The sequence below is a fragment of the Spiribacter sp. SSL99 genome, assembly GCF_009805925.1.
Taxonomy (GTDB): Bacteria; Pseudomonadota; Gammaproteobacteria; order Nitrococcales; family Nitrococcaceae; genus Spiribacter; species Spiribacter roseus.
This window is the reverse complement of the sequence record NZ_MAOM01000016.1, coordinates 46,957-72,420: the sequence shown is the minus strand read 5'-3', so window position 1 is coordinate 72,420 and position 25,464 is coordinate 46,957. Positions and strand designations below refer to the sequence as shown.

Sequence of the window (25,464 nt, the reverse complement as noted above, 5' to 3'; positions counted from 1 at the left end):
GATGCAACTCAATCCCACGGAAATCAGTGACCTGATCAAACAGCGCATCGAGGGCTTCGAAGCCGTCGCGGAAGCGCGCAACGAAGGCACGGTGGTCAGCGTCAGCGACGGCATCGTGCGCATCCACGGCATCAGCGATGTCATGCAGGGCGAGATGCTGGAATTCCCCGGCGACACCTACGGCATGGCGCTCAACCTCGAGCGCGACTCGGTGGGTGCGGTGGTGCTGGGCAACTACTCGCACCTCAACGAGGGCGACACGGTGCGCACCACCGGGCGGATCCTCGAGGTGCCGGTGGGCGAGGCCCTGCTGGGCCGCGTGGTCAACTCGCTGGGCGAGCCCATCGACGGCAAGGGCGCGGTGGCCACCGAGCAGACCGCGCCGGTCGAGAAGGTGGCGCCGGGCGTCATCGACCGCCAGTCGGTGGATCAGCCGGTGCAGACCGGTCTCAAGGCCATCGACTCCATGGTGCCGGTGGGCCGGGGTCAGCGTGAGCTGATCATCGGTGACCGCCAGACCGGCAAGACCGCGGTGGCGGTCGACGCCATCATCAACCAGAAGAACACCGGCATTAAGTGCATCTACGTGGCGGTGGGCCAGAAGGCCTCCTCGATCGCCAACGTGGTCCGCAAGCTCGAGGAGCATGGCGCCCTCGATCACACCATCGTGGTGGCGGCCTCGGCGGCCGAGTCGGCGGCGCTGCAGTTCATCGCCCCGTACGCCGGCTGCACCATGGGCGAGTTCTTCCGCGATCGCGGCGAGGATGCGCTGATCGTATTCGATGATCTGTCCAAGCAGGCGGTGGCCTATCGCCAGGTCTCGCTGCTGCTGCGCCGCCCGCCGGGCCGCGAGGCGTTCCCGGGCGACGTGTTCTACCTGCATTCGCGGCTGCTCGAGCGGGCCGCCCGGATCAACGAGGCCGATGTCGAGCGCCGCACCAACGGCGAGGTCAAGGGCAGGACCGGTTCGTTGACTGCGCTGCCGATCATCGAGACCCAGGCCGGCGACGTTTCGGCGTTCGTGCCGACCAACGTCATCTCGATCACCGACGGTCAGATCTATCTCGAGACCGACCTGTTCAACGCGGGCATCCGCCCGGCGATCAACGCCGGTCTGTCGGTCTCGCGTGTCGGTGGCTCGGCCCAGACCAAGATCATCAAGAAGCTCGGTGGCGGTATCCGCCTGGCGCTGGCGCAGTACCGGGAGCTGGCGGCGTTCGCACAGTTCGCCTCGGACCTGGACGAGTCCACCCGCAAGCAGCTCGAGCGTGGCCAGCGCGCCATGGAAGTGCTCAAGCAGGGCCAGTACGCGCCGCTGTCGGTCGCGTTCATGGCGGTCTCGCTGTTCGCCCTCAACGAGGGGTACCTCGACGACCTCGACAACAAGAAGGTCAGCGACTTCGAGGCGGCCCTGCATCAGCATGTCGCCAACAATGCGCCCGAGCTGATGAACGCGATCAACGAGTCCGGCGACTACACCGACGAGATCAAGAGCCAGCTCAAGGCGGCGCTTGATGACTTCAAGGCAACGGGTACCTGGTAACGGGTCACAAGGGTAGTACGGTATGTCCGGCGCAAAGGAAATACGCACTCAGATCAAGAGTGTCGGCAACACGCAGAAGATCACCACGGCCATGGAGATGGTCGCGGCGTCGAAGATGCGCGGCGCTCAGCAGCGCATGCAGGCGGCCCTGCCCTATGCCGAGAAGATGCGTCAGGTGATCAGTCACCTGGCGCTGGCCAATCCGGAATATCGGCACCCGTTCCTGACTACGCCCGAGACCGACGAGCGCGTCGGCTACATCGTGGTCTCCAGTGACCGCGGGCTCTGCGGCGGGCTGAACAACAACCTGTTCCGTTCGGTGCTCACCGATCTGCGTGATCAGGAGGCTGCCGGCCGCGAGGTGCGGCTGTGCACGGTGGGCTCCAAGGCCATTCAGTTCTTCAGCCGCCTGCCCCCGGCGATCGTCGCCGAGGTCTCGCAGCTGGGTGACCGGCCGGCGCTGCAGGACATCATCGGGACCGTGAAGGTGATGATGGACCAGTACGCCAGCGGCGAGATCGACCGCGTGGTGCTGTGCTACAACCGCTTCGTCAATACCATGACCCAGAAGCCGACGGTGGAGCAGCTGCTGCCGCTGCCGGCGCCGGAACAGGATGACGGCACCCGCTCGGCGCACAGCTGGGATTATCTCTACGAGCCGTCCGCGGGCGAGGCGCTGGATCAGCTGCTCGAGCGCTATATCGAGTCACTGGTGTTCCAGTCCGTGGTCGAGAACATCGCCTGCGAGCAGGCCGCACGCATGGTGGCCATGAAGGCCGCCTCCGATAACGCTGGAAAACTGATCGACGACCTGAACCTTGCCTACAACAAGGCGCGTCAGGCCGCGATCACCACCGAGCTCTCCGAGATCGTGGCCGGCGCCGAGGCCGTCTAGCGTGAACGGCAAACCCCAACCGAATAAAACGCTTTCGCGAAGAGGAACCGCGCTATGAGTTCAGGAAAGGTCGTCCAGATCATCGGTGCCGTGGTGGACATTGAGTTCCCCCGCGACGCTGTCCCGAAGATCTATGACGCACTCGATATCAAATCCAACGGGCTGGTCCTCGAGGTGCAGCAGCAGATCGGCGACGGGGTCGTTCGGGCCATCGCCATGGGCAGCACCGACGGCCTGCAGCGCGGTGTTGAAGTGACCAACTCGGGGGCAGCGATCTCGGTGCCGGTGGGGGAAAAGACCCTCGGCCGCATCATGAACGTCCTCGGCGAGCCGGTGGACGACGTCGGCGGGATCGGTGCCGAGACGCACTGGCCGATCCACCGCGAGGCGCCCTCCTATGAGGAGCAGGCGGGTTCCACCGAGCTGCTCGAGACCGGCATCAAGGTCATCGACCTGCTCTGCCCGTTCGCCAAGGGCGGCAAGGTCGGCCTGTTCGGCGGTGCCGGTGTCGGTAAGACCGTCAACATGATGGAGCTGATCCGCAACATCGCCATCGAGCACTCGGGCTATTCCGTGTTCGCCGGCGTCGGTGAGCGGACCCGCGAGGGCAACGACTTCTACCATGAGATGAAGGACTCCGACGTCCTCGACAAGGTCGCCCTGGTCTACGGGCAGATGAACGAGCCGCCGGGTAACCGCCTGCGCGTCGCGCTGACCGGCCTGACCATGGCCGAGTACTTCCGTGACGAAGGCCGTGACGTGCTGATGTTCATCGACAACATCTACCGCTATACGCTGGCGGGTGTCGAGGTCTCGGCGCTGCTCGGCCGGATGCCGTCGGCGGTGGGCTACCAGCCGACGCTGGCCGAGGAGATGGGCGTGCTCCAGGAGCGCATCACCTCCACCCGCAAGGGGTCGATCACCTCGATCCAGGCGGTCTATGTGCCGGCGGACGACCTGACCGACCCGTCCCCCGCGACCACCTTCGCGCATCTGGACGCCACCATCGTGCTGGCGCGCTCCATCGCGGAGCTGGGCATCTACCCGGCGGTCGATCCGCTCGACTCCACCTCGCGTCAGCTCGACCCGCAGGTGGTCGGCAAGGAGCACTACGACACCGCGCAGGACGTCCAGCAGGTGCTGCAGCGCTACAAGGAGCTGCAGGACATCATCGCCATCCTGGGCATGGACGAGCTCTCGGAAGAAGACAAGCAGAGTGTGACCCGGGCGCGTAAGATCCAGCGCTTCCTCTCGCAGCCGTTCTTTGTCGCCGAGGTGTTCACCGGCTCCCCCGGCAAGTACGTGTCGCTGAAGGAGACCATCCGCGGCTTCCGGGCCATCGTCGACGGCGAGCATGATGACCTGCCGGAGCAGGCCTTCTACATGGTCGGCACCATTGACGAGGCCGTCGAGAAGGCCCGCAACCTCTAAGGGAGGGCCGCTATGGGCATTACCATGCATATCGACATCGTCAGCGCCGAGGAGTCGATCCACTCCGGCGCCGCGACCTTCATCGTGGCGCGTTCGGTGGGGGGCGAAGTGGGCATCTACCCGCGCCACGTCCCCATGCTGGTGCAGCTGAAGCCGGGCGAGGTGACGGTGCGCGACGAGTTTGGCGAAGAGCAGTTCTACTATGTCTCCGGCGGTACCATGGAGGTGCAGCCCGATGTGGTCACGGTGCTCGCGGATGCCGCGACCCGCGCCCATGACATTGATGAAGCCGCTGCGGAACAGGCGCGCAAGCGGGCCGAAGAGGCCCTCGCCAACCGCACCAGCGAGGTGGATTACGCCCGCGCCCAGGCCGAACTGGTCGAAGCTGCGGCCCAGCTGCGAACGGTCCAGAAGATCCGCAAGGTCGCCAACCGGACCTGATCCCGGCTGGACGGCCCCTGGCGGGCGGGAAGGAGTCCCATGTCCAGTCCCCCCTTGAGTGTCGTTGTTCTCGCCGCCGGCGAGGGCAAACGTATGCGCTCCCACACCCCCAAGGTGCTGCACCCGGTGGCAGGGCAGCCGATGCTGGCCCACGTCCTGGAGGCTGCGCGCACCCTCGAGCCGGCTGCGATCCATGTCATTTATGGTCATGGCGGCGAGGCCGTCCGTGCCGGATTCCCGGATGCCGACCTGCACTGGGTCCATCAGGCCGAGCGCCTTGGCACTGGCCACGCTGTGCGTCAGGCCCTGCCACATATCCCTGATGACCATCAGGTGCTGGTGCTGTGTGCCGATGTGCCCCTGATCCGCGCCCGCACCCTGCGCAGGCTGGTGGACGCTGCCGCGGACGGGGTCTCGGTGCTGACCGTCAGTCTTGGCGACGCCACCGGTTATGGCCGGATCCTGCGCGCCGCCGACGGGCGCATCCAGGGCATTGTCGAGGAAAAGGACGCCACGCCGGCCCAGCGCGCCATCCGCGAGATCAACACCGGCCTGCTCTGCCTGCCGGCGCGCGCCCTGCGCGGCTGGCTCGAGGCCCTCGACACGGGCAATGCCCAGGGGGAGTACTACCTGACCGACTGCATCGCCCTCGCCCACGACGCCGGGCTCGCCGTCGAGCCGGTGGTCTGTGACGACCCCGACGAGGTCCAGGGCGTCAATGACCGGGGGCAGCTGGCCGCCGTCGAGCGCGCCTGCCAGCGCCGCCAGGCCGACGCCCTGATGCGCGACCAGGGCCTGGGGCTTGCCGATCCGGCGCGCTTCGACCTGCGCGGCAGTCTGAGTGTGGGCATGGACTGCTTCATCGACGTCGACGTCATCATCGAGGGGCATGTCACGCTGGGCGACGGCGTCCGGGTGGGCCCCTTCAGCCGTCTCAGGGACTGCAGCATCGGTGCCGGCAGCGAGGTGCTGAGCCACTGTGAGCTGGTCTCGGCGACCCTCGCCGAAGACTGTCGGGTCGGCCCCTACGCGCGGCTCAGACCGGGGACCGAACTGGAAACGGCGGCCCGGGTCGGCAATTTTGTCGAGGTCAAGCAGGCCCGGGTCGGCGCCGGCAGCAAGATCAATCACCTCTCCTACATCGGTGATGCCCGCCTCGGCCGGCATGTGAATGTTGGCGCCGGGACCATCACCTGTAACTATGACGGCCGGCAAAAACACCTCACGCAGATCGGTGACCGCGTGTTCATCGGCTCCAACACCGCGCTGGTGGCCCCCGTGCATGTCGGCGCCGGTGCCACCGTGGGGGCCGGCACCACCGTGCGCGAGGACGTGGCCGAAGACAGCCTGGCGGTGGATCGCGGCCAGCGCCGCGAGATCAGCGGCTGGCGCTCCGGGCATAACGATCACTGACAAGGGAGACGCTGGATGTGTGGAATCGTTGGTGCAATCGCGGAACGGGACGTCGCCCCGATCCTGCTGGAGGGGCTGCGGCGACTGGAGTACCGCGGTTATGACTCCGCCGGCCTGGCGCTGCTGACCGCCGACGGATCGCTACAGCGCCACCGCGCGGTGGGCAAGGTCGAGGCCCTGGCCGCCGCCCAGGCGGCCGCGCCCCATCATGGCCCGGTGGGTGTGGCGCACACACGCTGGGCCACCCACGGCGCGCCCACCGAAGCCAACGCCCATCCCCATGTCGCGCGTGACGATGTGGCGATCGTGCACAACGGCATCATCGAGAATCACGAAGCCCTGCGCGAGCGACTGACCGCGGTGGGTTACCACTTTGAGTCACAGACCGATACCGAGGCCATCGTCAACGCCATCCACGAACGCCTTGATCTGGGCGATGACCTGCTTGCGGCCACCCGCACCGTCATCGCCGAGCTGACCGGCGCCTTTGCGCTGGGCGTGATCTCGCGACGCGATCCCCAGCGCCTGATCGTGGCGCGGAGCGGCAGCCCGCTGGTGATCGGGGTGGGCATTGGTGAGCATTTCATTGCCTCGGACGTGGCGGCACTGCTGCCGGTGACCCGGCAGTTCATCGACCTCGAGGAGGGCGATGTGGCCGAGCTCACCCGCTCGGCGGTGCAGGTCTATGATGCCGATGGCCGGGCCGTGGAGCGCGGGGTACGGACCTCGACGCTCACCGCCGACGCGGTCGAGCGCGGCGCCTTCCGGCATTTCATGGCCAAGGAGATCCATGAGCAGCCCGCCGCTATCGCCGAGACCCTCGAGGGCCGCGTCAGCGACGACCGGATCCTGCCCGAGGCGCTGGGCCCCGACGCCAGCCGCCTGCTGGCCGATGTCCGGCGCGTGCAGATCGTCGCCTGCGGGACGAGCTACCACGCCGGGCTGGTGGCGCGTTACTGGTTCGAGTCGATCGCGGGTCTGCCCTGCGATGTCGAGGTGGCCAGCGAATTTCGCTACCGGGCGCATGTCGTCGCCCCGGACACGCTGTTCGTGACGCTGTCGCAGTCAGGCGAGACCGCCGACACCCTGGCGGCGCTGCGCGAGGCGAAGACCCTGGGCTATCGGGCGACGCTGGCGATCTGCAATGTGCCCGAGAGCTCGCTGGTGCGGGAGTCGGACCGGGTGATGATGACCCGAGCGGGGCCCGAGATCGGGGTTGCCTCGACCAAGGCCTTCACCACGCAGCTCACCGCGCTGTTGCTGACCGTCATCGCCGCCGGCCGGGCCCATCAGCTGGGTCGCGACGAGGAAGCCCGCCTGGTGCGGGCCCTGCGTCAGATCCCGCGCCAGATCGAGACCGTGCTGGGGCTGGAGCCCCGCATCGAGACTCTGGCCGAGGCATTCATCGACAAGCACCACACCCTGTTCCTGGGGCGCGGCACTCAGTATCCAGTGGCCATGGAGGGGGCGCTCAAACTCAAGGAGATCTCCTACATCCATGCCGAGGCGTATCCAGCCGGTGAGCTCAAGCACGGGCCGCTGGCGCTGGTGGACGCGGATATGCCGGTGGTCACCGCCGCGCCCAACAACGACCTGGTGGAAAAGCTCAAATCCAACCTCCAGGAGGTCCGCGCGCGCGGTGGCCGGCTCTATGTGTTCGCCGACCCGGCCGCGGCCCCGGCGGCCTCCGACGACTGTCAGGTGATCGCCCTGCCATCGGTGGACGAGGCGGTGGCCCCGCTGCTTTACAGCGTGCCGCTGCAGCTGCTGGCCTATCACGTGGCGGTGCTCAAGGGCACCGACGTCGACAAGCCGCGCAATCTGGCGAAATCGGTCACGGTGGAGTGACTTTCGCGTCATTAAGTCGATGATCCGGCCCTTTAAGCCGGTCCCGGCCACGGTCGCGGGGCTGGCGCTGACGGCCTGCATCGCGCTCAGCGCCGTCGCCAGTCTTACCGGTGCGGTGCCGCTGCTGGCCGCCGGGCTGCCGGCCTGGCTGGCCGGTGTCATCCTCTGGCGCGATGTGCCGCGCCGGGTCCGCATTCAAAGCAGTGCTCTACTGGCCGTCGGGGCGCTGGGCCTCGGCGTTGGTTTTTTCGCCGAGGGGACAGTGGACTGGCGCACGGCGGTGGCCGGTAACGCGCTGTTGATCGCCATGCTGGGCGCGGTGAGTTTTCTGCGCCTGATCGCCGTGCCACCCGCCGCCGCCTCGGCGCAGGTGCCGCTCGGCCGGCGCAGCCTTGCCACCACCCTGGCTGGCGTGCACCTGTTCGGATCCGTGGTCAATCTGCCCACCGTGTTCATCATGGCAAGGCGCATGAGCGACGGCCGCACCCTCAGCCGCCAGCAGACCATCACCCTGGTGCGCGGCTTTGGCAGCGCGGCGTTCTGGTCACCGTTTTTTGCCGCCATGGCCGCGGCGCTTACCTACGCCCCGGGCGCCCGGCTGCCGACATTGCTGGCGTTCGGTGTGCCCCTCGCGCTGGTTGCCCTGCTGATCACCTTCCGCGATGTCAGCGCGCTGGATGCCGAGGGCTTTGTCGGCTACCCGATCAACTTCAGCAGTCTCTGGCTGCCGGGGTTGCTGGCCCTGGCCATCCTGTTGGCCCACAGCTGGCGGCCCTCACTGTCGGTGCTGGGTCTGATCGCCCTGCTGGCACCCACCGTCACCGCCGCGGCGCTACTGATCAATCAGCGGCATCCGGCGCGGACACTGGCTGATCATGTCCGCAGTGGTCTGCCGGCGATGCGCGGCGAGCTGGTGCTGTTCCTGTCCGCGGGGGTGATGGCGGCCGGGTTGATGAGCCTGGTGGCGGTGACCGGGCTGACGCTGCCCTTCGAGCGGTTCGGCGGCCACCAGGCGGGGCTGTTGTTGGCGCTGCTGGTGGGGTTGGCCATTGTCGGGGTGCATCCGGTGATCGGCGTGGCCGCCGCGGCGGCGGTCGTGGCGCCGCTGGACCCCGACCCCAGTCTGCTGGCCAGCTGTTTCCTCGCCGCCTGGGGCATCGGCGTGGCGGTCAGCCCCCTGTCGGCCCTCAATCTGGCCCTGCAGGGGGCGTATGCCCTGCAGCCGCTACAGATCCTGCGCTGGAACCTGCCCTATGCCGCGATCATGATCGCGGTGGCGGCGGGGCTTTTCATGCTTCATCCGGGCGGTTGAACAGCGCCGCCATGCGATCGGCCTCTTCGCGGGCGGTGACGATGGGCGTGATGTCGTACTGAACGCCCAGGTAGTAGATCAGCTGGCCGTTTTCGTCATGCAGCGGCTGTACGGTGAGCTGGTTGTGGAACATCTCGCCGCTGCGCCGGTAGTTGCGCAGCACCACCTCGACCCGGGACTCGGTGCGCATCGCTTCGCGGATCGATTCGAGTCCGGGCTGGTCGCGGTCGTCGCCATGCAGAAAGCGGCAGTTGCGGCCGATGATTTCCTCCTGTGGGTAACCGCTCATGTCCTCGAAGACCTTGTTGGCGAACACGATCGGGTTGTCCGGCTGATCCGGGTCCGACAAGGTGATGCCGTTCACACAGGTATCCAGGATCTGGGTGAGCATGTTGGGGATGAGGCCGGTGTCTTTTTCGGGGATGAATGCCATCACTGCTCTCCTGAGGGGGCACGGGCGGGGTCGGGCGTTTCCGATTCCACGAGGTGCTTGAGATTGCGGGCGACCCGGTCGACGCCGGTCTGCACGGCGTGGGTGATGAGCTTTTCGAACGGCCGGAACGCCATGCCCAGCTGACCGAGCTCAAAACGGAAGGTCAGCCGCGTGGCCTGCCCGCCCTCGTCGCTGAAGTGGAAGTCGATGAAATACGGATCCTTCACACCCCTGAAGCTGATCCGCTGCGGCCGCTCGAGGGCGGTCACCTCGAAATCGGTGGTGGTCTTCCGGCCCTGGTCGACGCGCATCTGCCGGCCTTTCCAGCCCAGCTCGAGGGGGCCCTCCGTCAGCGCCTTAAGGCTTTTCACCTCCGGCGACCAGCGGGGATAGTTGTCGATGAAGCCATCGACCACGAACGCGAACACCACGGGGCTGGGTCGGCGGATCATCGCGGTGGCGCTGGTTTTGACCATGTCTCTCCCGGTGGGCGTCAGCCGCTGCGTTGATTGCACTCTAACCCGATGTCGAAGAATATCGGAAGCGTGTTGTCACAGGGTGTGTACTCGTTTTAGAGGATGATTCGCCATGTTGGTTTCGCGATTCCGTCAGGGCCTGAGCGCGGGTCTGCTAATGGCCGGGCTGGCCGGGCTGGCCGGCGCCAGCGAGCCGGCGGTCCCCGGTCCGGATCTGGCCGCCCGCGAGGTGGTCCGCATCCAGCTCGACGCCCTCAGTGACAACGACAGCCCCACCCCCAACGCCGGCATCGAGCAGGTCTGGGCGTTTGCGCATCCTGACAACCGCGCCGTCACGGGTCCGCTGCCGCGTTTCAAGCGCATGCTCAAGGGCCCGGGTTACGGGGTGCTCATCAACCACAGCCGTGCCGAGATCACCCCCGTGGGCGAGGGCGATGAGCGTGCCGTCTATCGGGTGCGGGTGGTGGCCCGGGACGGCGGGTTCTACCGCTTTCGCTGGCAGCTGAAGAAGGCCTCGCTGGAGGCGGGCCCGGCGTGGATGACCACTGGTGTGACCCCGGGCCGCGATACCGGGGAGAAGATGCTGTGAGCGACCCGGTGATCCCACTGCCGCCGCGCTGGATGCTGCCGGTGACCGGAGGGGGTGGCTTTCCCGTGCGGCGGGTGTACTGCGTGGGGCGCAACTACGCCGATCATGCCGCCGAGATGGGCCATGACCCGAACCGCGAGCCGCCGTTCTTTTTTCAGAAAAACCCCGAGAACCTGCGCACCGACGGGCTTTTCCCCTATCCGGCGGGCAGTCGGGACGTGCAGCACGAGATCGAGTTGATGGTGGGGCTGGGAGAGGGCGGTCGCGACATCCCCACCGCCCGGGCACTGGGCTGTGTCTGGGGCTATGGCGTGGCGCTGGACATGACCGCCCGCGACCTGCAGGCCCAGGCCAAGGCCCGGGGTCGGCCGTGGATTGATGCCAAGGCCTTTGATGACGCCGCACCCTGCTCGGCGCTGACGCCTGTGGATCAATGCGGGGACCATGCCGAAGGGGCCATCGAGCTGGCGGTCAACGGCGAGGTACGTCAGCGGGGCAACCTCAATCAGCAGATCTGGTCACTGCCCGAGGTGATCGCCGCCCTGTCGGCGCGGTTCACGCTGGCGGCCGGGGACATCATCCTCACCGGGACGCCGGCCGGCGTGGCACCGGTCATCCCGGGGGATCGGCTGGTCGGTCACATCGAAGCCATGGGCTCGGTGGATGTGACCGTCACCCGCGGCTGAAGGCCCTCAGGCGATGGTCGTGGTGACGTCGATATTGCCCTGCGTCGCGTAGGAGTAGGGGCAGACCACGTGGGCGGCCTCGACCAGCTTCTCGGCGTCGGCGCGGTCCACGCCCGGCAGCTCCACCGACAGGTCCACGCCGATCGCAAAGCCCTGGCCATCATCGCGCTTGCCCAGTGCCACATCGGCGGTCACCTTGGTGTCGGCCGGTACCTGAATGCCCGCCTGACCGCCGGCGAACTGCATGGCGCCCAGAAAGCAGGCCGAATAGCCGCAGGCAAACAGCTGCTCGGGGTTGGTGCCCTCGCCGCCCGGGCCGCCGAGCTCTTTCGGCGCGGTCAGCTTGACGTCGAGCGAGCCGTCGCGGGTCGCTGCGTGGCCATCGCGACCGCCGGTGGCGGTGCCCGTCGTGGTGTAGAGAACGTCCATGGTTTGGCTCCTGTTGTCTGATGAATCCATTGGGATCACCCCTGACCATACACGCCCGGCGGCCTTCGGATCAGCCTTGACTTGTCAGTCCGGCGAATCCTGCCATGCTGACGGCCATGAGCCGGGACGAGAAGGAGACAGCCGTGGGACGCGGGACGCGACTGGTGCATGGCGCACGACCGCCCTATGTGGACGGCCGGCGACCGGTAAACCCGCCGGTGGTGCGGGCGGCCACCGTGGATTTCGCATCAATGGCCGACATGGCCGCCGCCCAGCAGCCCGGCAGCGCCGGCGCGCAGTCATTCACCTACGGTGTGCGGGGCACGCCTACCGGTTTCGCCCTCGAGGATTTGATCACCGACCTTGAGAACGGCCACGGCACCAAACTCTACAGCTCGGGGCTCGAGGCCATCGCCGCGGTGCTGCTGGGGTTTCTGCACCCCGGCGACCATCTGCTGGTGGTGGACACGGTCTATGCACCGGTCCGCCAGCTGCTGGACCGCTTCCTGCACGAGCGCGGCATCCGCTACGACTTCTACAGCCCCCGCGAGCCCGATCTGGCGCGGCTGCTGCAGCCCACCACGCGGATGATCTACACCGAAACCCCCGGCTCGGTGACCATGGAGCTGCAGGACATCGCCGGCATCGCCGCCATCGCCCACGCGCACGGTGACGTCCTGGTGGTCTGCGACAACACCTGGGCGTCGGGATACTGCTATCGGCCGCTGGAGCACGGCGCCGACCTGTCCATCGTTGCTGGCACCAAGTATCTGGGCGGGCACTCGGATGTGCTCATGGGCTCGGTCACCGCCACCGCCGCGACCTTCGAGGCCCTCCACGAGGCCAGTGTGCTGCTGGGGCTGGCGGTGTCCGCCGATGACTGTGCGCTGGTGCTGCGCGGCGCGCGGACCCTGCATATCCGCTATCCCGCCCATGCCGAGCGGGCGCTGCGTCTGGCGGACTGGCTGAACGCCTGCGACCAGGTGGCGGCGGTGCACTATCCGCCCCTGCCCGACAGCCCGGACCATGCCCGGTGGCGGGCCGAGTTCGATGGCGCCGCGGGGCTTTTCAGTATCGAACTGGCGCCCGGCGTCGCCCACCGCGCCGCCGCTTTCGTCGATCAACTGGAACTGTTCGGCCGCGGTGCCTCGTGGGGCGGATTCGAGAGCCTGGCGCTGCCCTGCAGCCTGCACGATACCCGCAGCCTCGAGACCGGCGCGGATCGCGGGCCGCTGGTGCGTCTGAGCGTGGGGCTGGAAGACCCGGACGACCTGATCGACGACCTGTCCCGGGCGCTGGACGCCACCCGGGCCGATACGCCGCCGGCCCCGGGGGGCTAGATCTCGCCGGTGACGTCGTACTGCACGGCGACGTGGTGGGTGACCCGCCCGTCCTGCCGGACCGGGATCACCTTCCACTCAAGGATGAACTCGCGGCCGTCCTTGCGGTAGTTGACCGTCTCGCCATGAAACACCTCGCCGCGGCGGATCTGCTCACCTAGACGCTGCAGCACGGCGGCCTCGGTCTTGGGGCCCTGGAGCATGCCCGGCGTCTGGCCGACGACCTCCTCGGCGGTGTAGCCGGTCATCTCGGTGAATGCCGGATTGACGTAGATGATCGGCCCGGCACTGCCATCATCCGCCGCCTCGGTGATGGTGATGGCGTTCAGGGAATGATCGGCCGTGGCCTTGAAAAGCGCATGGCCGAGGGATTCATCAATATGGGGAATATCCATTCCAGCGTGCTCCGTTGCGGGTGTGACGATGGCCTTCACGCTCCCAGCCCCACCGTGCCGTGTCAAACCGCCCGATGGCGGCCCGGCAGGCTGCGCGCCAGACCGGCCAGCAGCGCGAAGAGCGTGGCCGATACACAGACGATGGTCGGGCCGGTGGGCGTGTCCCACTGCCACGACCCCCACATGCCACCCAGCACCGCCAGCGCCCCCAGACCGGCCGCGGCCATTGCCATGCGCTCGGGCGTGCGGCTGAACGGCCGCGCGGTGGCGGCGGGAATGATCAGCAGCGCCGCGATCAGCAGCACCCCCACCACCTTGATGGCCACCGCCACCACAATCGCCAGCGCCAGGGTCAGGATCAGCCGCTCGCGCGACGGCTCGAGGCCCTCGGCATAGGCCAGATCAGCATTGACCGTGGTCAGCAGCAGCGCCTGCCAGCGCCACAGGGTCAGGCCCAGCACCAGCAGCGAGCCGCCCCAGATGATCGCCAGGTCGCTGCGCCCCACCGCCAGGATATCGCCGAACAGGTAGGCCATCAGGTCGATGCGCACGTCGCTGAGAAACGACACGGCCACCAGACCGAAGGCCAGTGACGAGTGCGCCATCACCCCCAGCAGGGTGTCCATGGCATAGCCGCGGTCGCTCAGCAGACTGACCGTCACCGCCATCAGCAGCGAGACCGCCAGCACACCCACGAAGATCGACATCGACAGCGCCAGTGACAGCGCTACGCCCAGCACCGCGGCGTGGGCGGTGGCGGCGCCGAAAAAGGCCATTCGCCGCCACACCACAAAGCAGCCGAGCGGTGCCGCGGCCAGTACCACCCCCAGCCCCGCGAGGGTGGCGCGGACCAGAAAGTCATCCAGCATGGTCGGGCTCCGTGTGGGCATCGTGGGGATGGTGATGGGGGTTATGCCGGAACAGCGCCAGCGCCGTGTCGTCATCGGTGCCGAACAGGGCGCGGTATTCCGGCGCGGCGGTCACCGCCTCGGGCCGGCCCTGGCAGCAGATGTGGTGGTTGAGACAGATCACCCGATCGGCGGCACGCATCACCACATGCAGGTCATGGCTGACCAGCAGGATCCCGCAGCCCAGGCGGTCGCGGATGTGCTCGAGCTGGCGGTAGAAGTCGGCGGTGCCGGCCTGATCCAGCCCCTGCGAGGCCTCGTCGAGCATCAGCAGATTGGGCGCGTCGATGAGTGCCCGGGCCATCAGCGCCCGCTGGAACTGCCCGCCGGACAGCGACGTCAGGGCACTGTCGGCGCGGCCGGGCAGACCGGCCTGCTCCAGCGCCTGATCAATGGCCTGCCGCGAGTGGCGGCGGGGCAGGTTCAGGAACCGCCGGACGCTGAGCGGCAGCGTCGGGTCGATGTGCAGGCGCTGCGGCACATAGCCCAGACGCAGGCCGGACGCTCGGGTGATGCGCCCGCTGGTGGGCCTCATGGCCCCGATCAACGCGCGCAGCAGCGTCGACTTGCCCGACCCGTTGGGCCCGACCACGGTGACGATTTCGCCGGCGGACAGGCTCAGCGTGATGTCCTGCAGGATCGGGTTGTCGTTGATCCGCAGATTGAGGCTGTCCGCCTGTATTAAGGGAGTCTGTGGATTCGGCATCTTTCAACCCGGTGAAGTAATGTTATAGTATATCGTTACATAAACAGCCTGCGAAGGAGAGTTTCTCATGAAACGCCGATCCACTTCCGCCCTACCGCGACCCCGTGCCGCCCTGCTGGGCCTGATTTTCGGCGTCATCGCCGCGCCGGCGCTGGCGGCACCGCGCGTCGCCACCGACGTCGCGCCGGTGCAGTCGCTGGTCACCCAGGTGATGGCCGGGGTGGCCGAGCCGTCCATGGTCATCCAGCGCGGTGCCTCGCCCCACAGCTATTCGCTGCGCCCCAGCGAGGCCGCCACGCTTGAAAACGCCGACATCGTGTTCTGGGTGGGCGATGAACTGACTCCATGGCTGACCGGTGCGCTGGACAACCTAGCCGGTAACGCCGACTCAGTGGCGCTGCTGCACACCGACGGGACGCTGCGCCATGGCTTTCGCGACCGCGTGCTGGCCGAGGCCGGCCATGACGGCCATGACGGGCATGAGAGCCATGAAGGCCACGAAGGCCACGATGAGCACGAGGGCCATGCCCACGAGGGGGTTGATCCGCATGCCTGGCTGGACCCGGTGAATGCACAGCACTGGCTGGGCGTGATCGCCGACACCCTGGCCCGCCATGATCCCGCCAATGCCGAGCGCTACCAGGCCAATGCCGCGGCCGCCCGGGATCGGATCGACGGGCTCATCCGCCAGGTGCGCGGCGAGCTCGAGGGGGTCCATGACGAGGCGTTCATCGTCTTCCACGACGCCTATCAGTACTACGAGCGCCGCTTTGACCTGAACACCGTCGGCGCCATCTCACTCAGTGACGCCCGCGATCCGGGCCCGGCGCACATCGCCGAGATCCGCGACATCGTCGCCGAGCGGGACGTGCAGTGCGTGTTCGCCGAGCCGCAGTTCAACCCGGCCATGGTGGACACCGTGCTGAGTGGCACCGATGCCCGCACCGGCGTGCTGGATCCGCTGGGCAGCGAGATCCCCGCGGACGGGGATTACTACACGACGCTGATCAATCAGCTCAGCGAGCGCCTGGTGACCTGCCTGTCGGCGGGCTGATTCGCGCATCCGGGGTAATCCCGCGCTAGAATAGGGGTTTTCCGGATATCCCTCGGGATGCGCCCATGAACCACGTCAACTTTCGCGATCTGCGCTATCTCGTCGCCGTCGCCGACCATCAGCATTTTGGCCGGGCGTCGGCGGCGTGTTTCGTCAGCCAGCCCACCCTGAGCACCCAGATCAAGAAGCTCGAGGCCTATCTCGAGGTGCAGCTGGTGGAGCGCACCAGCAAGCGGGTGCTGGTCACGCCCATCGGCCGCATGATCACCGAGCGGGCGCGGCAGATCCTCGACGAGGTGGACGATCTGGTCAGCGTCGCCCGCGCCGCGGGGGACCCGATGAGCGGGGATCTGCGCATCGGCATCATCCCCACCCTGGGGCCCTATCTGATCCCGCATCTGTTCCCGATCCTGCAGGCGCGCTATCCCAAGCTGCGGCTGCTGCTCCATGAGGAACGCACCCGCGGGCTCATCGACCGGCTGCGCGAGGGCACCCTCGACGCCGCCATCATGGGCGCGCCGGTGCCTGACGAGGGGCTGATCGCGCAGCCGCTTTTCAGGGAGCCGTTCGAGGTGGCGCTGCCGGAGTCGCATCCGCTGGCCGCCCGGGCCGAGATCAGCCGGGACGACCTGGACGCCACGCCCATGCTGCTGCTCGAGGAAGGCCACTGCATGCGCGATCAGGCCCTCGACTTCTGCTCGCGGGTGGGCGCCCAGCAGCATCAGGACTTCCGCGCCACCAGTCTCGAGACCCTGCGCCAGATGGTCGCCACCGGTGCCGGCGTGACGCTGCTGCCCACCCTGGCGGTGCAGGCGGCGGGCAATGCCACCGACGGGCTGGCGGTGCGGCCCTTCGCCGGCAGCCCGCCGGTGCGCGAGCTGGCCATCTATCGCCGCCGTGGCTGTGCCCGCGAACCGGTGGTCAGTGCGCTCGCCGAGCTCATCCGTGATCTGCCGCCGGTCAGGGCGCTGCCGACCCCCTAGTCACCGGGCGCGCTGATATACTCCGGCGGCATGGATGTTTCTGATCTCATCGATCCGCTCAACCCCGCCCAGCGCGAGGCCGTCACCGCCCCGCAGGGGCATGCCCTGGTGCTGGCCGGCGCGGGCAGCGGCAAGACCCGGGTCCTGACCCACCGCGCCGCCTGGCTGGTGCGGGTCGAGGGTGCCACCCCGTGGAACCTGCTGGCCGTCACCTTCACCAACAAGGCCGCCGCCGAGATGCGCGCGCGCATCGAGTCGCTGCTCGGCATCAATGGCTCGGGCCTGTGGGTGGGCACCTTCCACGGCCTCAGTCACCGGCTGCTGCGCCTGCACTGGCAGGAAGCGGGCCTGCCCCAGGGCTTCCAGATCCTCGACAGCGAGGACCAGCGGCGTCTGGTCAAGCGCGTCATGCGCGATCTTGAAGTCGATGAAAACCGCTGGCCGGTGCGTCAGCTACAGGGCTTCATCAATGCCCGCAAGGACGCCGGCGAGCGGGCCGAGGACCTGGACAGTGCCGATCCCTACAGTGGCGAGATGGCGCGGGTCTACGCCGCCTACGAACAGGCCTGCCGCAGCGCCGGGGTGGTGGACTTCGCCGAGCTGATGCTGCGCACGGTGGAAATGCTCCAGAACCACCTCGAGCTGCTGGGCCACTACCGGCGGCGTTTCCGCCATGTGCTGGTGGACGAGTTCCAGGACACCAATGGCATTCAGTACGAGTGGCTCAAGCTGCTCGCCGGGCCCGAGTCGGACGTGTTCATCGTCGGTGACGACGATCAGTCGATCTATGGCTGGCGTGGCGCGCGGGTGGAGAACCTCGAGCGCTTCCGCAACGACTACTCGCACACCCGGGTGCTGCGGCTTGAGCAGAACTACCGCTCGACCCGCACCATCCTCGACGCCGCCAACACCCTGATCGCGCGCAACAGCGACCGGCTGGGCAAAAAGCTCTGGACCGAAGGCGAGGCCGGCGAGCCCATCGCCCTGTACGCCGCGTTCAACGAGCAGGACGAGGCCCGGTTCGTGGTCGAGCGGCTCATGGCGATGGTCGAGGAACAGGGCCTGGCGCGCAGCGACGTCGCCATCCTCTACCGCTCCAACGCCCAGTCGCGCACGTTTGAGGAAGCCCTGATGGCGCGCCGCATCCCCTACCGGGTCTACGGTGGGCTGCGGTTTTTCGAGCGCGCCGAGATCAAGGACGCCCTGGCCTATCTGCGCCTGCTCGCCAATCGCGATGACAGTGCCGCGCTGGAGCGCATCATCAACACCCCCACCCGTGGCATCGGCAACCGCACGGTCGAGACCCTGCGCCTGACCGCCCGCGATCAGGGGGTCAGCCTGTGGGCCGCCGCCCGCGAACTGGTGAGCCGGCCCGGCGGGCTGCCGGCCCGGGCCGGCAACGCCCTGCGCGCTTTCGTCGAGCTGATCGACGGCCTCGACCGCGAGACCGCCGACGCCGCCCTGGCCGACCGCATCGAGACCGTCATCACCCGGACCGGGCTGCGCGGGCATCTGGGCAAGGACGGATCTGATCGGGCCCAGGACAAGCTTGAAAACCTCGACGAACTGATCACTGCGGCCGGCAACTTCGAGCAGGACAACACCGCCGAGGCCGAGATGGATCCGCTGACCGCGTTCCTCGCCCACGCCGCGCTGGAGGCCGGGGAAGGCCAGGCCGGTGCCTGGGAGGACTGCGTGCAGCTGATGACCCTGCACTCGGCCAAGGGCCTGGAGTTTCCGGTGGTGTTCCTGGCCGGGCTCGAGGAGGGGCTGTTCCCGCATCGCATGTCGGTGGAGGAACCCGGCCGGCTCGAAGAGGAGCGCCGGCTGGCCTACGTCGGCATCACCCGGGCGCGTCAGCGCCTGCTGATCACCTATGCCGAGCGCCGCCGCCTGCATGGTCGTGACGACTTCGCTATTGCCTCGCGGTTCATCCGCGAGCTGCCCCCGGCGCTGGTGGACGAGGTGCGGGCGCGCTTCTCGGTGACCGGCCCGGATGCCGCGGGCAGCGGCCTGGGCGAGAGCCCCGCCACCCAGGCCGAGTTCGGCCTGGGGGAACGGGTCCAGCACAGCCGCTTCGGTGAAGGCGTGGTCCTCGACTGCGAGGGCAACGGCCCCAACGCCCGCATCCAGGTCAACTTCAACGATGCGGGCACCAAGTGGCTCGTCGCCGCCTATGCCAACCTCGAACGGATCTAGACTGCCATGAGTGACCCCGACAAGCGCCTGCTGCTGGTGGACGGCTCGTCCTATCTGTACCGCGCCTATCACGCCCTGCCGCCGCTGACCAATAGCGCGGGCGAGCCCACCGGCGCCGTCTATGGGGTGATCAGCATGCTGCGCCGACTGATCGAGGACTATCGCCCGGTGCACATGGGGGTCGTCTTTGACGCCCCGGGCCGGACATTCCGTGACGAACTGTTCGCCGAGTACAAGGCCAACCGCCCGCCCATGCCGGATGATCTGGCCGCCCAGCTCGAGCCCCTCAAGGCGGTGGTGCGGGCCATGGGCCTGCCACTGATCGAAGTCGGCGGCGTCGAGGCGGACGACGTCATCGGCACCCTCGCCGTGCGCGGCCGGGATGAGGGGCTGACGCTGCTGATCTCCACCGGTGACAAGGACATGGCGCAGCTGGTCAACGGCGCGGTCACCCTGCTCAACACCATGTCCAACACCACCCTCGACCGCGACGCGGTCATCGACAAGTTCGGCGTGCCGCCCGAGCAGATCATCGATTATCTGGCCCTGGTGGGCGATACCTCGGACAACATCCCGGGCGTCCCCAAGGTGGGGCCCAAGACCGCCGCCAAGTGGCTGACCCAGTACCAGTCCATCGATGGCATCCGTGCCCATGCCGGGGAGATCGGCGGCAAGGTGGGCGAGAGCCTGCGCGAGCACCTCGACGAGCTGGACCTCTCGCGGCAGCTGGCGACCATTGACTGCGACGTCGATCTGCCGCTTGAGCCACTCGCCATCCGGCTGGCGGACCCGGATCGCGACGAACTGGCCCGCCGCTACCGCCATCTCGGGTTCAACACCTGGCTGCGCGAGGTCGAAGCCGATGGCGATGGCGACGACCCGCCGCCGGCGGTCACCCGGCATGATCCGGCCGACCCCCAGGCGGACTACGAGTGCATCCAGGATGAGGACCGCCTTGACGAGTGGCTGGAGCGGCTGGCGGCGGCACCCTGCTTTGCCCTGGATCTGGAGACCGACAGCCTTGATTACATGCGTGCCCGCATCGTCGGTGTGTCGTTTGCCGTCACCGCCGGCGAGGCGGCCTATCTGCCGCTGGCGCACACCGGCCCGGATCAGCCCCGTCAGCTGGATCGTGAGGCTACGCTTGAGCGGCTCAGACCGCTGCTTGAGGACCCCGAGGCCGGCAAGCTGGGGCAGAACCTCAAATACGACATGAGCGTGCTCGCCAATCACGGCATCACCCTGCGTGGCGTGGTCCACGACACCATGCTCGAGTCGTACTGCCTGGATGCCACGGCGGCGCGCCACGACATGGACTCGCTGGCGCAGAAATACCTCAACTATCGGCCCATCGGCTATGAGGCGGTGGCCGGCAAGGGCGCCCGGCAGATCACCTTCGATCAGGTCGGCCTGGATCAGGCGGTGGATTATGCCGCCGAGGACGCCGACATCAGCCTGCGCCTGCACGAGTCGCTGTGGCCGTCGCTGGCCGAGCGCAGCGGGCCGCGATCGGTCTACGAGACCATCGAGCTGCCGCTGCTGCCGGTGCTCTCGCGCATCGAGCGCACCGGCGTGCGGGTGGATGCCGGACTGCTGGCCACCCAGAGCCGCGAGCTCGCGGAGACCATGCAGCGGCTCGAGTCGCAGGCCCATGAAGCCGCCGGCGGGCCCTTCAACCTCGGCTCGCCCAAGCAGATCCAGGAGATCCTCTACGAGCGCCAGGGCCTGCCGGTGCTGGCCAAGACCCCCAAGGGCTCCCCCTCCACCGCCGAGTCGGTCCTCGAGGAGCTCGCCGCCCAGGGTCATGACCTGCCGCGCCTGATCCTCGACTATCGCGGCGTCTCGAAGCTGCGCTCGACCTACACCGAAAAGCTGCCCGGGCTGATCAACCCCGGAACCGGGCGGGTGCATACCTCCTACCATCAGGCGGTGGCGGCCACCGGGCGGCTGTCATCTTCGGATCCCAACCTGCAGAACATCCCCATCCGCACGCCCGAGGGCCGGCGCATCCGCCGCGCCTTCGTGCCCACGCCGGGCTATCGGCTGATGGCGGCGGACTACTCGCAGGTCGAGCTGCGCATCATGGCGCATCTGTCCGGCGACAACGGACTGCGCCGGGCGTTTGCCGAGGGCCTGGATATCCATGCCGCCACCGCCGCCGAGGTGTTCGGGGGTGAGGCCGCGGCGGTCAGCGACGACCAGCGCCGCGCCGCCAAGGCCATCAACTTTGGCCTCATCTACGGCATGTCGGCCTGGGGGCTCGCCCGCCAGCTGGGCATCGAGCGCGGTGAGGCGCAGAGCTACGTCGATCGCTATTTCGAGCGCTACCCGGGTGTCCGCGCGTTCATGGATGCGACCCGCGCCCGGGCCCACGAGCAGGGCTATGTCGAGACGGTCTATGGCCGGCGGCTCTACCTGCCCGAGATCAACAGCCGCAACAACCAGCGCCGTCAGTATGCCGAGCGCACCGCCATCAACGCCCCCATGCAGGGGACGGCCGCCGACATCATCAAGCGCGCCATGATTGCGGTGGACGACTGGATCACCCGCGAGCAGCCCGACGCGACGCTGGTCATGCAGGTTCACGACGAGCTGGTGCTGGAAGTGCCGGCGGGCGAGGAAGCCGCGATCGGCGAGCGGATCCGCGGTTTCATGGCCGATGCGGCGGATCTCGACGTGGCGCTGGAGGTGGAGGTCGGAGTCGGCGACGACTGGGACACCGCGCACTGAACTTCGCCGTGACCGGCGCTGTCATTATAGATGCGTCAGTGCCCGGCGCGGCCCGCGACTCCCTCCCTTGAGCGCGGGTCAGTCTGGCCCGGTCATTCACCCCCCTATGACCGGGCCAAACGTCCCCGGCATCCACCCCCCCCCTGGATGCCGGGGTTTTTTATGTCTGCAACCAGCGGTCGAGCTGCTCACGGGCGGCGTCCACACCCTGGCGCGTCTGTGCCGAGAACAGCTGCACCGTCGCCATGGCGCAGTGCCCGCCGGCGTCACGTCGGACCGCCTGCAGGGTGTTGCCCGCCGCGCCGCGGCGCAGCTTGTCGGCCTTGCTGAGCAGGATATGCGCGGGCAGCCCGGCGGCATCGCACCAGGCCAGCATCTGCTGATCCAGCGGGCCCAGCGGGTGGCGGATATCCATGATCAGCACCAGACCGCGGAGGCTCTCGCGACCTTCGAGATACTGCGGCAGCACCTGCTGCCAGTGGTTACGGACCGAGGGCGGCGCTTTGGCGTAGCCATAGCCGGGCAGATCCATGAGGCGCGTCGCCGTGACATCGTCGGTCAGCGGGAAGACGTTGATCTGCTGGGTCCGCCCGGGCGTCTTGCTGACCCGGGCGAGCTGCTTCTGGTCGGTGATGGCGTTGAGTGCGCTGGACTTGCCGGCGTTCGAGCGCCCGGCGAAGGCTACCTCGGCGCCCTGGTCGGGGGGCAGTTGCTCGAGCTGTGCAGCGGACAGAAGGAATTGCGCACGGCGGTAATCTAGTGTCATTGTCTCAACCAAGACCGCTGAATTGACCCCTTCGGGGGGCGTTGGTATAAAGCCATTCTATCCAAGAACTGTCGGACATCATGATCGTTAAGTTGTTATCCGCGCTCGCCGCGCTGTGCCTGATGAGCGGGGCGGCCCAGGCCCAGCTCGAAAACGCCGACCCGAAACGCGGTGAGGCCGCCTCAGCCACCTGTGTCGCCTGCCACGGGGCGGATGGCAACAGTGTCGTGCCCAACTACCCCAACCTGGCCGGGCAGCACGCGGACTACATCTACGAGCACCTGCAGTTCTACAAATCCGGCGAGCGCGAGAACGCGATCATGCTGGGCCAGGCGGCCGGGCTCGACAAGCAGACCATGGCCGATCTGGCGGTCTACTTCTCGGAGCTCGACGCCGAGCTGGGTGAGACCCCCGAAGAGCTGCTCAGCACCGGGCGCAGCATCTACATGGGTGGCATCGCCGAGAAGGGCGTGCCGGCCTGTGTCAGCTGTCACGGCCCCGGGGGCATGGGCGTGCCCAGCAGCGGCTATCCGCGGCTGAGCGGCCAGAAGGTCGAATACACCATCGAGCAGCTCGGGCTGTACCAGTCCGGCAAACGTTCGGGCTATGGTCAGGCCGGGCTGATGAACGACATCGCCTCGAAGCTCGATGACGAAGAGATCCAGGCTGTCGCTAACTATGTGCGCGGCCTCTACCCGACGGATATTGCAGCCGAATAGTTCGCGACCGATGGCAAATCCCCCGTTGGCGGATGGTTAAACCCACCGCCGACGCGCGGTAATATAACGTCGATAGCGAACAGGTGGGCATTCAATGGTCCAGAATGCTGCGACAGTGACAGATAGCCCTACGGGCGGAAAGCGACGCGACAGGCGGCGCTCCGGCAGTATTTGGCTTGAGTTCCTGGGGTCGATGAACCTCGCGATCACCCTGCTGGTGGTGGTCAGCATCGCTTCGATCATCGGCACCGTCCTGCCCCAGAACAACCCCTATAACGAATACCTCATCCAGTTCGGACCCTTCTGGTTCGAGGTCTTCCGCATGCTCAACCTCTACGACGTGTACTCGGCGTGGTGGTTTCTGGGCATTCTCGGCTTTCTCATCCTGTCCACCGGGGTCTGTGTCAGCCGGCATATTCCCGGCGTCTGGCGCGAAGTCACCCGCTATCGCACCCATGTGCGCGAGCGCTCGCTGCTGGCGCTCTCCAACCACCGGCGCTGGCAGGTCGGGGCCGATGCGGAATCCGCGGAGATGCTCGCCGATTCGGCGTTCCGCGGCTATGGCTACCGCACCCGGCGCGAGGTGCGCGGTGACACGGTGATCCTGGCCGGGATGAAGGGTGGCGCCACCCGGGCGGGCTATGTGCTCACCCATGTCGCCGTGGTGGTGATCGCCGTGGGCGCGCTGATCGACGGCAACATCAACCTCAAGATCCGCGAGATGACTGGCGATCTGGCCATCGAGACCCGCGATCTGCCGGTCTCCCAGGTGCCCGGTGAGAGCTGGCTGCCGCCCGAGAGTGGCTCGTTCCGCGGCAACATCACCATCCCCGAGGACAGCAACAGCAGCGTGACCTTCCTCCAGGTCCGCGACGGTTATCTCGTCCAGGAACTGCCATTCGAGATCTATCTCGAGGACTTTCGCATCGACCATTACCCCAATGGCATGCCGAGCAGTTACGAGAGTGACCTGGTCATCCATGACCCCACCCTCGAAGACCCCATCCGCAAGACCATCTCGGTCAATGAGCCGCTCACCCACCGCGGCCATACGCTCTACCAGGCCTCGTTCACCGATGGCGGCACGGCGCTGGACCTGACCGGACACATCCTCGATGGCTCCGGCGCCTCCATGCCCGTGGACGGCCGGGTGTTCGAGAACCTGCGCCTGCAGCTGGGCGGCATCGAGCGCACCCTCGAGATCGACGACTTCCAGCTTTTCAACGTCAATCCGGACCCGCGGGCCGTCGAGCGGACCGGCGCCCGGGACGAGTTCCGTAACGTCGGGCCGTCGTTCAACTACACCATGCGCGACGACGCCGGCCAGGCGCGCGAGTTTCATACCTACATGGCGCCGGTGGAAATCGACGGGCGCTGGTACTACCTGCACGGCGTGCGCAGCAGCCCCGGGCAGCCGTTCCAGTACCTGCATGTGCCGGCCGATGACGACGCCTCGATGAAGACCTTTCTCGACTTCTACGCCGCACTGGACGATCCCAACCGCGTGAAACAGGCCTCGCAGCGGGCCGCCGATGGGCTGCTGGCGCAGATGGGCGTGGCCAACCCCGAGCTGGGTGCGCGGGTGGCGGGCACCGCCGATGACATGATCGCGACCCTGCTGGACGGGGGCTTCGGTGCCGTCAACCGACAGCTCGAAGACCGTGTGGCCGGCTCCAACCGCCCTGAGATGCTGCTGGAGTTCTCCCGCTCGGTGCTTCAGCGCACCCTGTTCGAGATCTACCGCGAGGTGCTCGCCGCGCGCGAGGGTGTGCAGCTGTCGATGGTGCAGACCGATGCCGATCAGCGGGCATTCTTCGAGGACGCCATGAACGCGGTCTCCACCGTCTCGGATTATGGCGCGCCGGTGATCTTTAGTATCGATCACTTTGATCACCGTCAGGCCACGGGCCTTCAAATCACCCGCGCTCCGGGCAAGAATGTGGTCTATGCCGGCTCGGCAATGCTCACGATCGGGGTGTTTCTGCTTTTTTATGTCTCGCATCGGCGCGTCTGGGCGCTGATCACCCCGCGGGACAACGGTGGCGCCGACCTGTTGATGGCCGGTGCCAATCAGCGCCAGCCCGAGGCCTTTGCGAAGGAGTTTGGAGAACTGGCGGATGCGGTCGACCAACAGCTCGAGCGCGACAACACGGATCGAGGTTAAGGAA

23 protein-coding genes are annotated in these 25,464 nt (G+C 67.5%); 16 read left to right on the top strand and 7 right to left on the bottom strand.

The window, feature by feature from the left end; all coding sequences use genetic code 11:
- Position 1: 1 nt before the first annotated feature.
- The 7 genes from atpA to BA899_RS05095 are packed head-to-tail and all read left to right on the top strand — an operon-like array spanning position 2 to position 8,883.
- A complete protein-coding gene (atpA, locus tag BA899_RS05125; RefSeq protein ID WP_144346858.1) occupies positions 2-1,543 on the top strand; it encodes a F0F1 ATP synthase subunit alpha in 1,542 nt (513 codons plus the stop codon).
- Positions 1,544-1,565: 22 nt separating this feature from the next.
- Positions 1,566-2,438, top strand: a complete 873-nt coding sequence (gene atpG, locus BA899_RS05120; RefSeq protein WP_069133811.1) for a F0F1 ATP synthase subunit gamma — start codon at positions 1,566-1,568, stop codon at positions 2,436-2,438.
- A 54-nt stretch (positions 2,439-2,492) separates the two neighbouring features.
- A complete protein-coding gene (gene atpD / locus BA899_RS05115) occupies positions 2,493-3,869 on the top strand; it encodes a F0F1 ATP synthase subunit beta (RefSeq protein WP_148122575.1) in 1,377 nt (458 codons plus the stop codon).
- Between the two features lie 12 nt (positions 3,870-3,881).
- Positions 3,882-4,310, top strand: a complete 429-nt coding sequence (locus BA899_RS05110) for a F0F1 ATP synthase subunit epsilon (RefSeq protein WP_159299966.1) — start codon at positions 3,882-3,884, stop codon at positions 4,308-4,310.
- Between the two features lie 39 nt (positions 4,311-4,349).
- Positions 4,350-5,723, top strand: coding sequence for a bifunctional UDP-N-acetylglucosamine diphosphorylase/glucosamine-1-phosphate N-acetyltransferase GlmU (gene glmU / locus BA899_RS05105; protein ID WP_159299965.1), 1,374 nt, complete (start codon positions 4,350-4,352; stop codon positions 5,721-5,723).
- 15 nt (positions 5,724-5,738) lie between these two features.
- The gene (gene glmS, locus BA899_RS05100) at positions 5,739-7,571 is read left to right on the top strand and encodes a glutamine--fructose-6-phosphate transaminase (isomerizing) (RefSeq protein ID WP_159299964.1); all 1,833 of its coding nucleotides are present in this window, start codon (positions 5,739-5,741) and stop codon (positions 7,569-7,571) included.
- A gap of 19 nt (positions 7,572-7,590) precedes the next feature.
- The gene (locus BA899_RS05095) at positions 7,591-8,883 is read left to right on the top strand and encodes a hypothetical protein (RefSeq protein ID WP_159299963.1); all 1,293 of its coding nucleotides are present in this window, start codon (positions 7,591-7,593) and stop codon (positions 8,881-8,883) included.
- On the opposite strand, the gene BA899_RS05090 is transcribed toward BA899_RS05095, so the two are convergent.
- Positions 8,861-9,316, bottom strand: a complete 456-nt coding sequence (locus BA899_RS05090; RefSeq protein ID WP_148122571.1) for a PAS domain-containing protein — start codon at positions 9,314-9,316, stop codon at positions 8,861-8,863. The genes BA899_RS05095 and BA899_RS05090 overlap by 23 nt on opposite strands.
- Positions 9,316-9,792, bottom strand: a complete 477-nt coding sequence (locus tag BA899_RS05085) for an SRPBCC family protein (protein WP_069133798.1) — start codon at positions 9,790-9,792, stop codon at positions 9,316-9,318. Before BA899_RS05085 ends, BA899_RS05090 begins: the two co-directional genes overlap by 1 nt.
- A gap of 112 nt (positions 9,793-9,904) precedes the next feature.
- Here BA899_RS05085 and BA899_RS05080 point away from each other — a divergent pair, with 112 nt between their 5' ends.
- Together BA899_RS05080 and BA899_RS05075 are read left to right on the top strand one after the other, a co-directional pair.
- Positions 9,905-10,381 carry a DUF4864 domain-containing protein gene (locus BA899_RS05080; protein ID WP_069133796.1) on the top strand — a complete coding sequence of 159 codons (477 nt, stop codon included), beginning with the start codon at positions 9,905-9,907 and terminating at the stop codon, positions 10,379-10,381.
- On the top strand, positions 10,378-11,067 hold the full coding sequence (locus tag BA899_RS05075) for a fumarylacetoacetate hydrolase family protein (RefSeq protein ID WP_198515214.1): 690 nt from the start codon (positions 10,378-10,380) through the stop codon (positions 11,065-11,067). Before BA899_RS05080 ends, BA899_RS05075 begins: the two co-directional genes overlap by 4 nt.
- A 6-nt stretch (positions 11,068-11,073) precedes the next feature.
- Here BA899_RS05075 and BA899_RS05070 read toward each other — a convergent pair whose 3' ends face one another.
- Positions 11,074-11,496, bottom strand: coding sequence for an organic hydroperoxide resistance protein (locus tag BA899_RS05070; protein WP_148122569.1), 423 nt, complete (start codon positions 11,494-11,496; stop codon positions 11,074-11,076).
- A gap of 116 nt (positions 11,497-11,612) precedes the next feature.
- Here BA899_RS05070 and metC point away from each other — a divergent pair, with 116 nt between their 5' ends.
- Positions 11,613-12,836 (top strand): cystathionine beta-lyase, encoded by a 1,224-nt coding sequence (gene metC, locus BA899_RS05065; RefSeq protein ID WP_159299962.1) that lies wholly within the window; start codon positions 11,613-11,615, stop codon positions 12,834-12,836.
- Here metC and BA899_RS05060 read toward each other — a convergent pair.
- The 3 genes from BA899_RS05060 to BA899_RS05050 all read right to left on the bottom strand — a co-directional run bounded on the left by BA899_RS05060 (position 12,833) and on the right by BA899_RS05050 (position 14,845).
- Positions 12,833-13,231 (bottom strand): PAS domain S-box protein, encoded by a 399-nt coding sequence (locus BA899_RS05060; RefSeq protein WP_069133791.1) that lies wholly within the window; start codon positions 13,229-13,231, stop codon positions 12,833-12,835. The two genes, metC and BA899_RS05060, sit on opposite strands and share 4 nt — an antisense overlap.
- A gap of 62 nt (positions 13,232-13,293) precedes the next feature.
- Positions 13,294-14,121, bottom strand: coding sequence for a metal ABC transporter permease (locus BA899_RS05055; RefSeq protein WP_235013304.1), 828 nt, complete (start codon positions 14,119-14,121; stop codon positions 13,294-13,296).
- Positions 14,090-14,845 carry a metal ABC transporter ATP-binding protein gene (locus BA899_RS05050; RefSeq protein ID WP_159299961.1) on the bottom strand — a complete coding sequence of 252 codons (756 nt, stop codon included), beginning with the start codon at positions 14,843-14,845 and terminating at the stop codon, positions 14,090-14,092. The genes BA899_RS05055 and BA899_RS05050 overlap by 32 nt, the downstream gene beginning before the upstream one ends.
- Before the next feature lie 67 nt (positions 14,846-14,912).
- On the opposite strand from BA899_RS05050, the gene BA899_RS05045 reads away from it, so the two are divergent.
- The 4 genes from BA899_RS05045 (at position 14,913) to polA (ending at position 21,811) form a co-directional block, all read left to right on the top strand.
- Positions 14,913-15,899: a zinc ABC transporter substrate-binding protein gene (locus BA899_RS05045; protein ID WP_159299960.1), complete on the top strand. Its 987-nt coding sequence runs from the start codon at positions 14,913-14,915 to the stop codon at positions 15,897-15,899.
- 65 nt (positions 15,900-15,964) lie between these two features.
- On the top strand, positions 15,965-16,882 hold the full coding sequence (locus BA899_RS05040; RefSeq protein ID WP_069133783.1) for a LysR substrate-binding domain-containing protein: 918 nt from the start codon (positions 15,965-15,967) through the stop codon (positions 16,880-16,882).
- Positions 16,883-16,912: 30 nt separating this feature from the next.
- Positions 16,913-19,081: a DNA helicase II gene (uvrD, locus tag BA899_RS05035; RefSeq protein WP_069133781.1), complete on the top strand. Its 2,169-nt coding sequence runs from the start codon at positions 16,913-16,915 to the stop codon at positions 19,079-19,081.
- A gap of 6 nt (positions 19,082-19,087) precedes the next feature.
- Positions 19,088-21,811 carry a DNA polymerase I gene (polA, locus tag BA899_RS05030; protein WP_159299959.1) on the top strand — a complete coding sequence of 908 codons (2,724 nt, stop codon included), beginning with the start codon at positions 19,088-19,090 and terminating at the stop codon, positions 21,809-21,811.
- A 160-nt stretch (positions 21,812-21,971) separates the two neighbouring features.
- Here the strand turns inward: polA and yihA are convergent, their stop codons facing one another.
- Positions 21,972-22,577, bottom strand: a complete 606-nt coding sequence (yihA, locus tag BA899_RS05025; protein WP_159299958.1) for a ribosome biogenesis GTP-binding protein YihA/YsxC — start codon at positions 22,575-22,577, stop codon at positions 21,972-21,974.
- A 92-nt stretch (positions 22,578-22,669) separates the two neighbouring features.
- On the opposite strand from yihA, the gene BA899_RS05020 reads away from it, so the two are divergent.
- Positions 22,670-23,296, top strand: coding sequence for a cytochrome c (locus BA899_RS05020; protein ID WP_235013303.1), 627 nt, complete (start codon positions 22,670-22,672; stop codon positions 23,294-23,296).
- A gap of 193 nt (positions 23,297-23,489) precedes the next feature.
- Entirely contained in the window at positions 23,490-25,460 is a 1,971-nt protein-coding gene (locus BA899_RS05015) for a cytochrome c biogenesis protein ResB (protein WP_159299957.1), read from the top strand.
- Positions 25,461-25,464 lie beyond the last annotated feature (4 nt).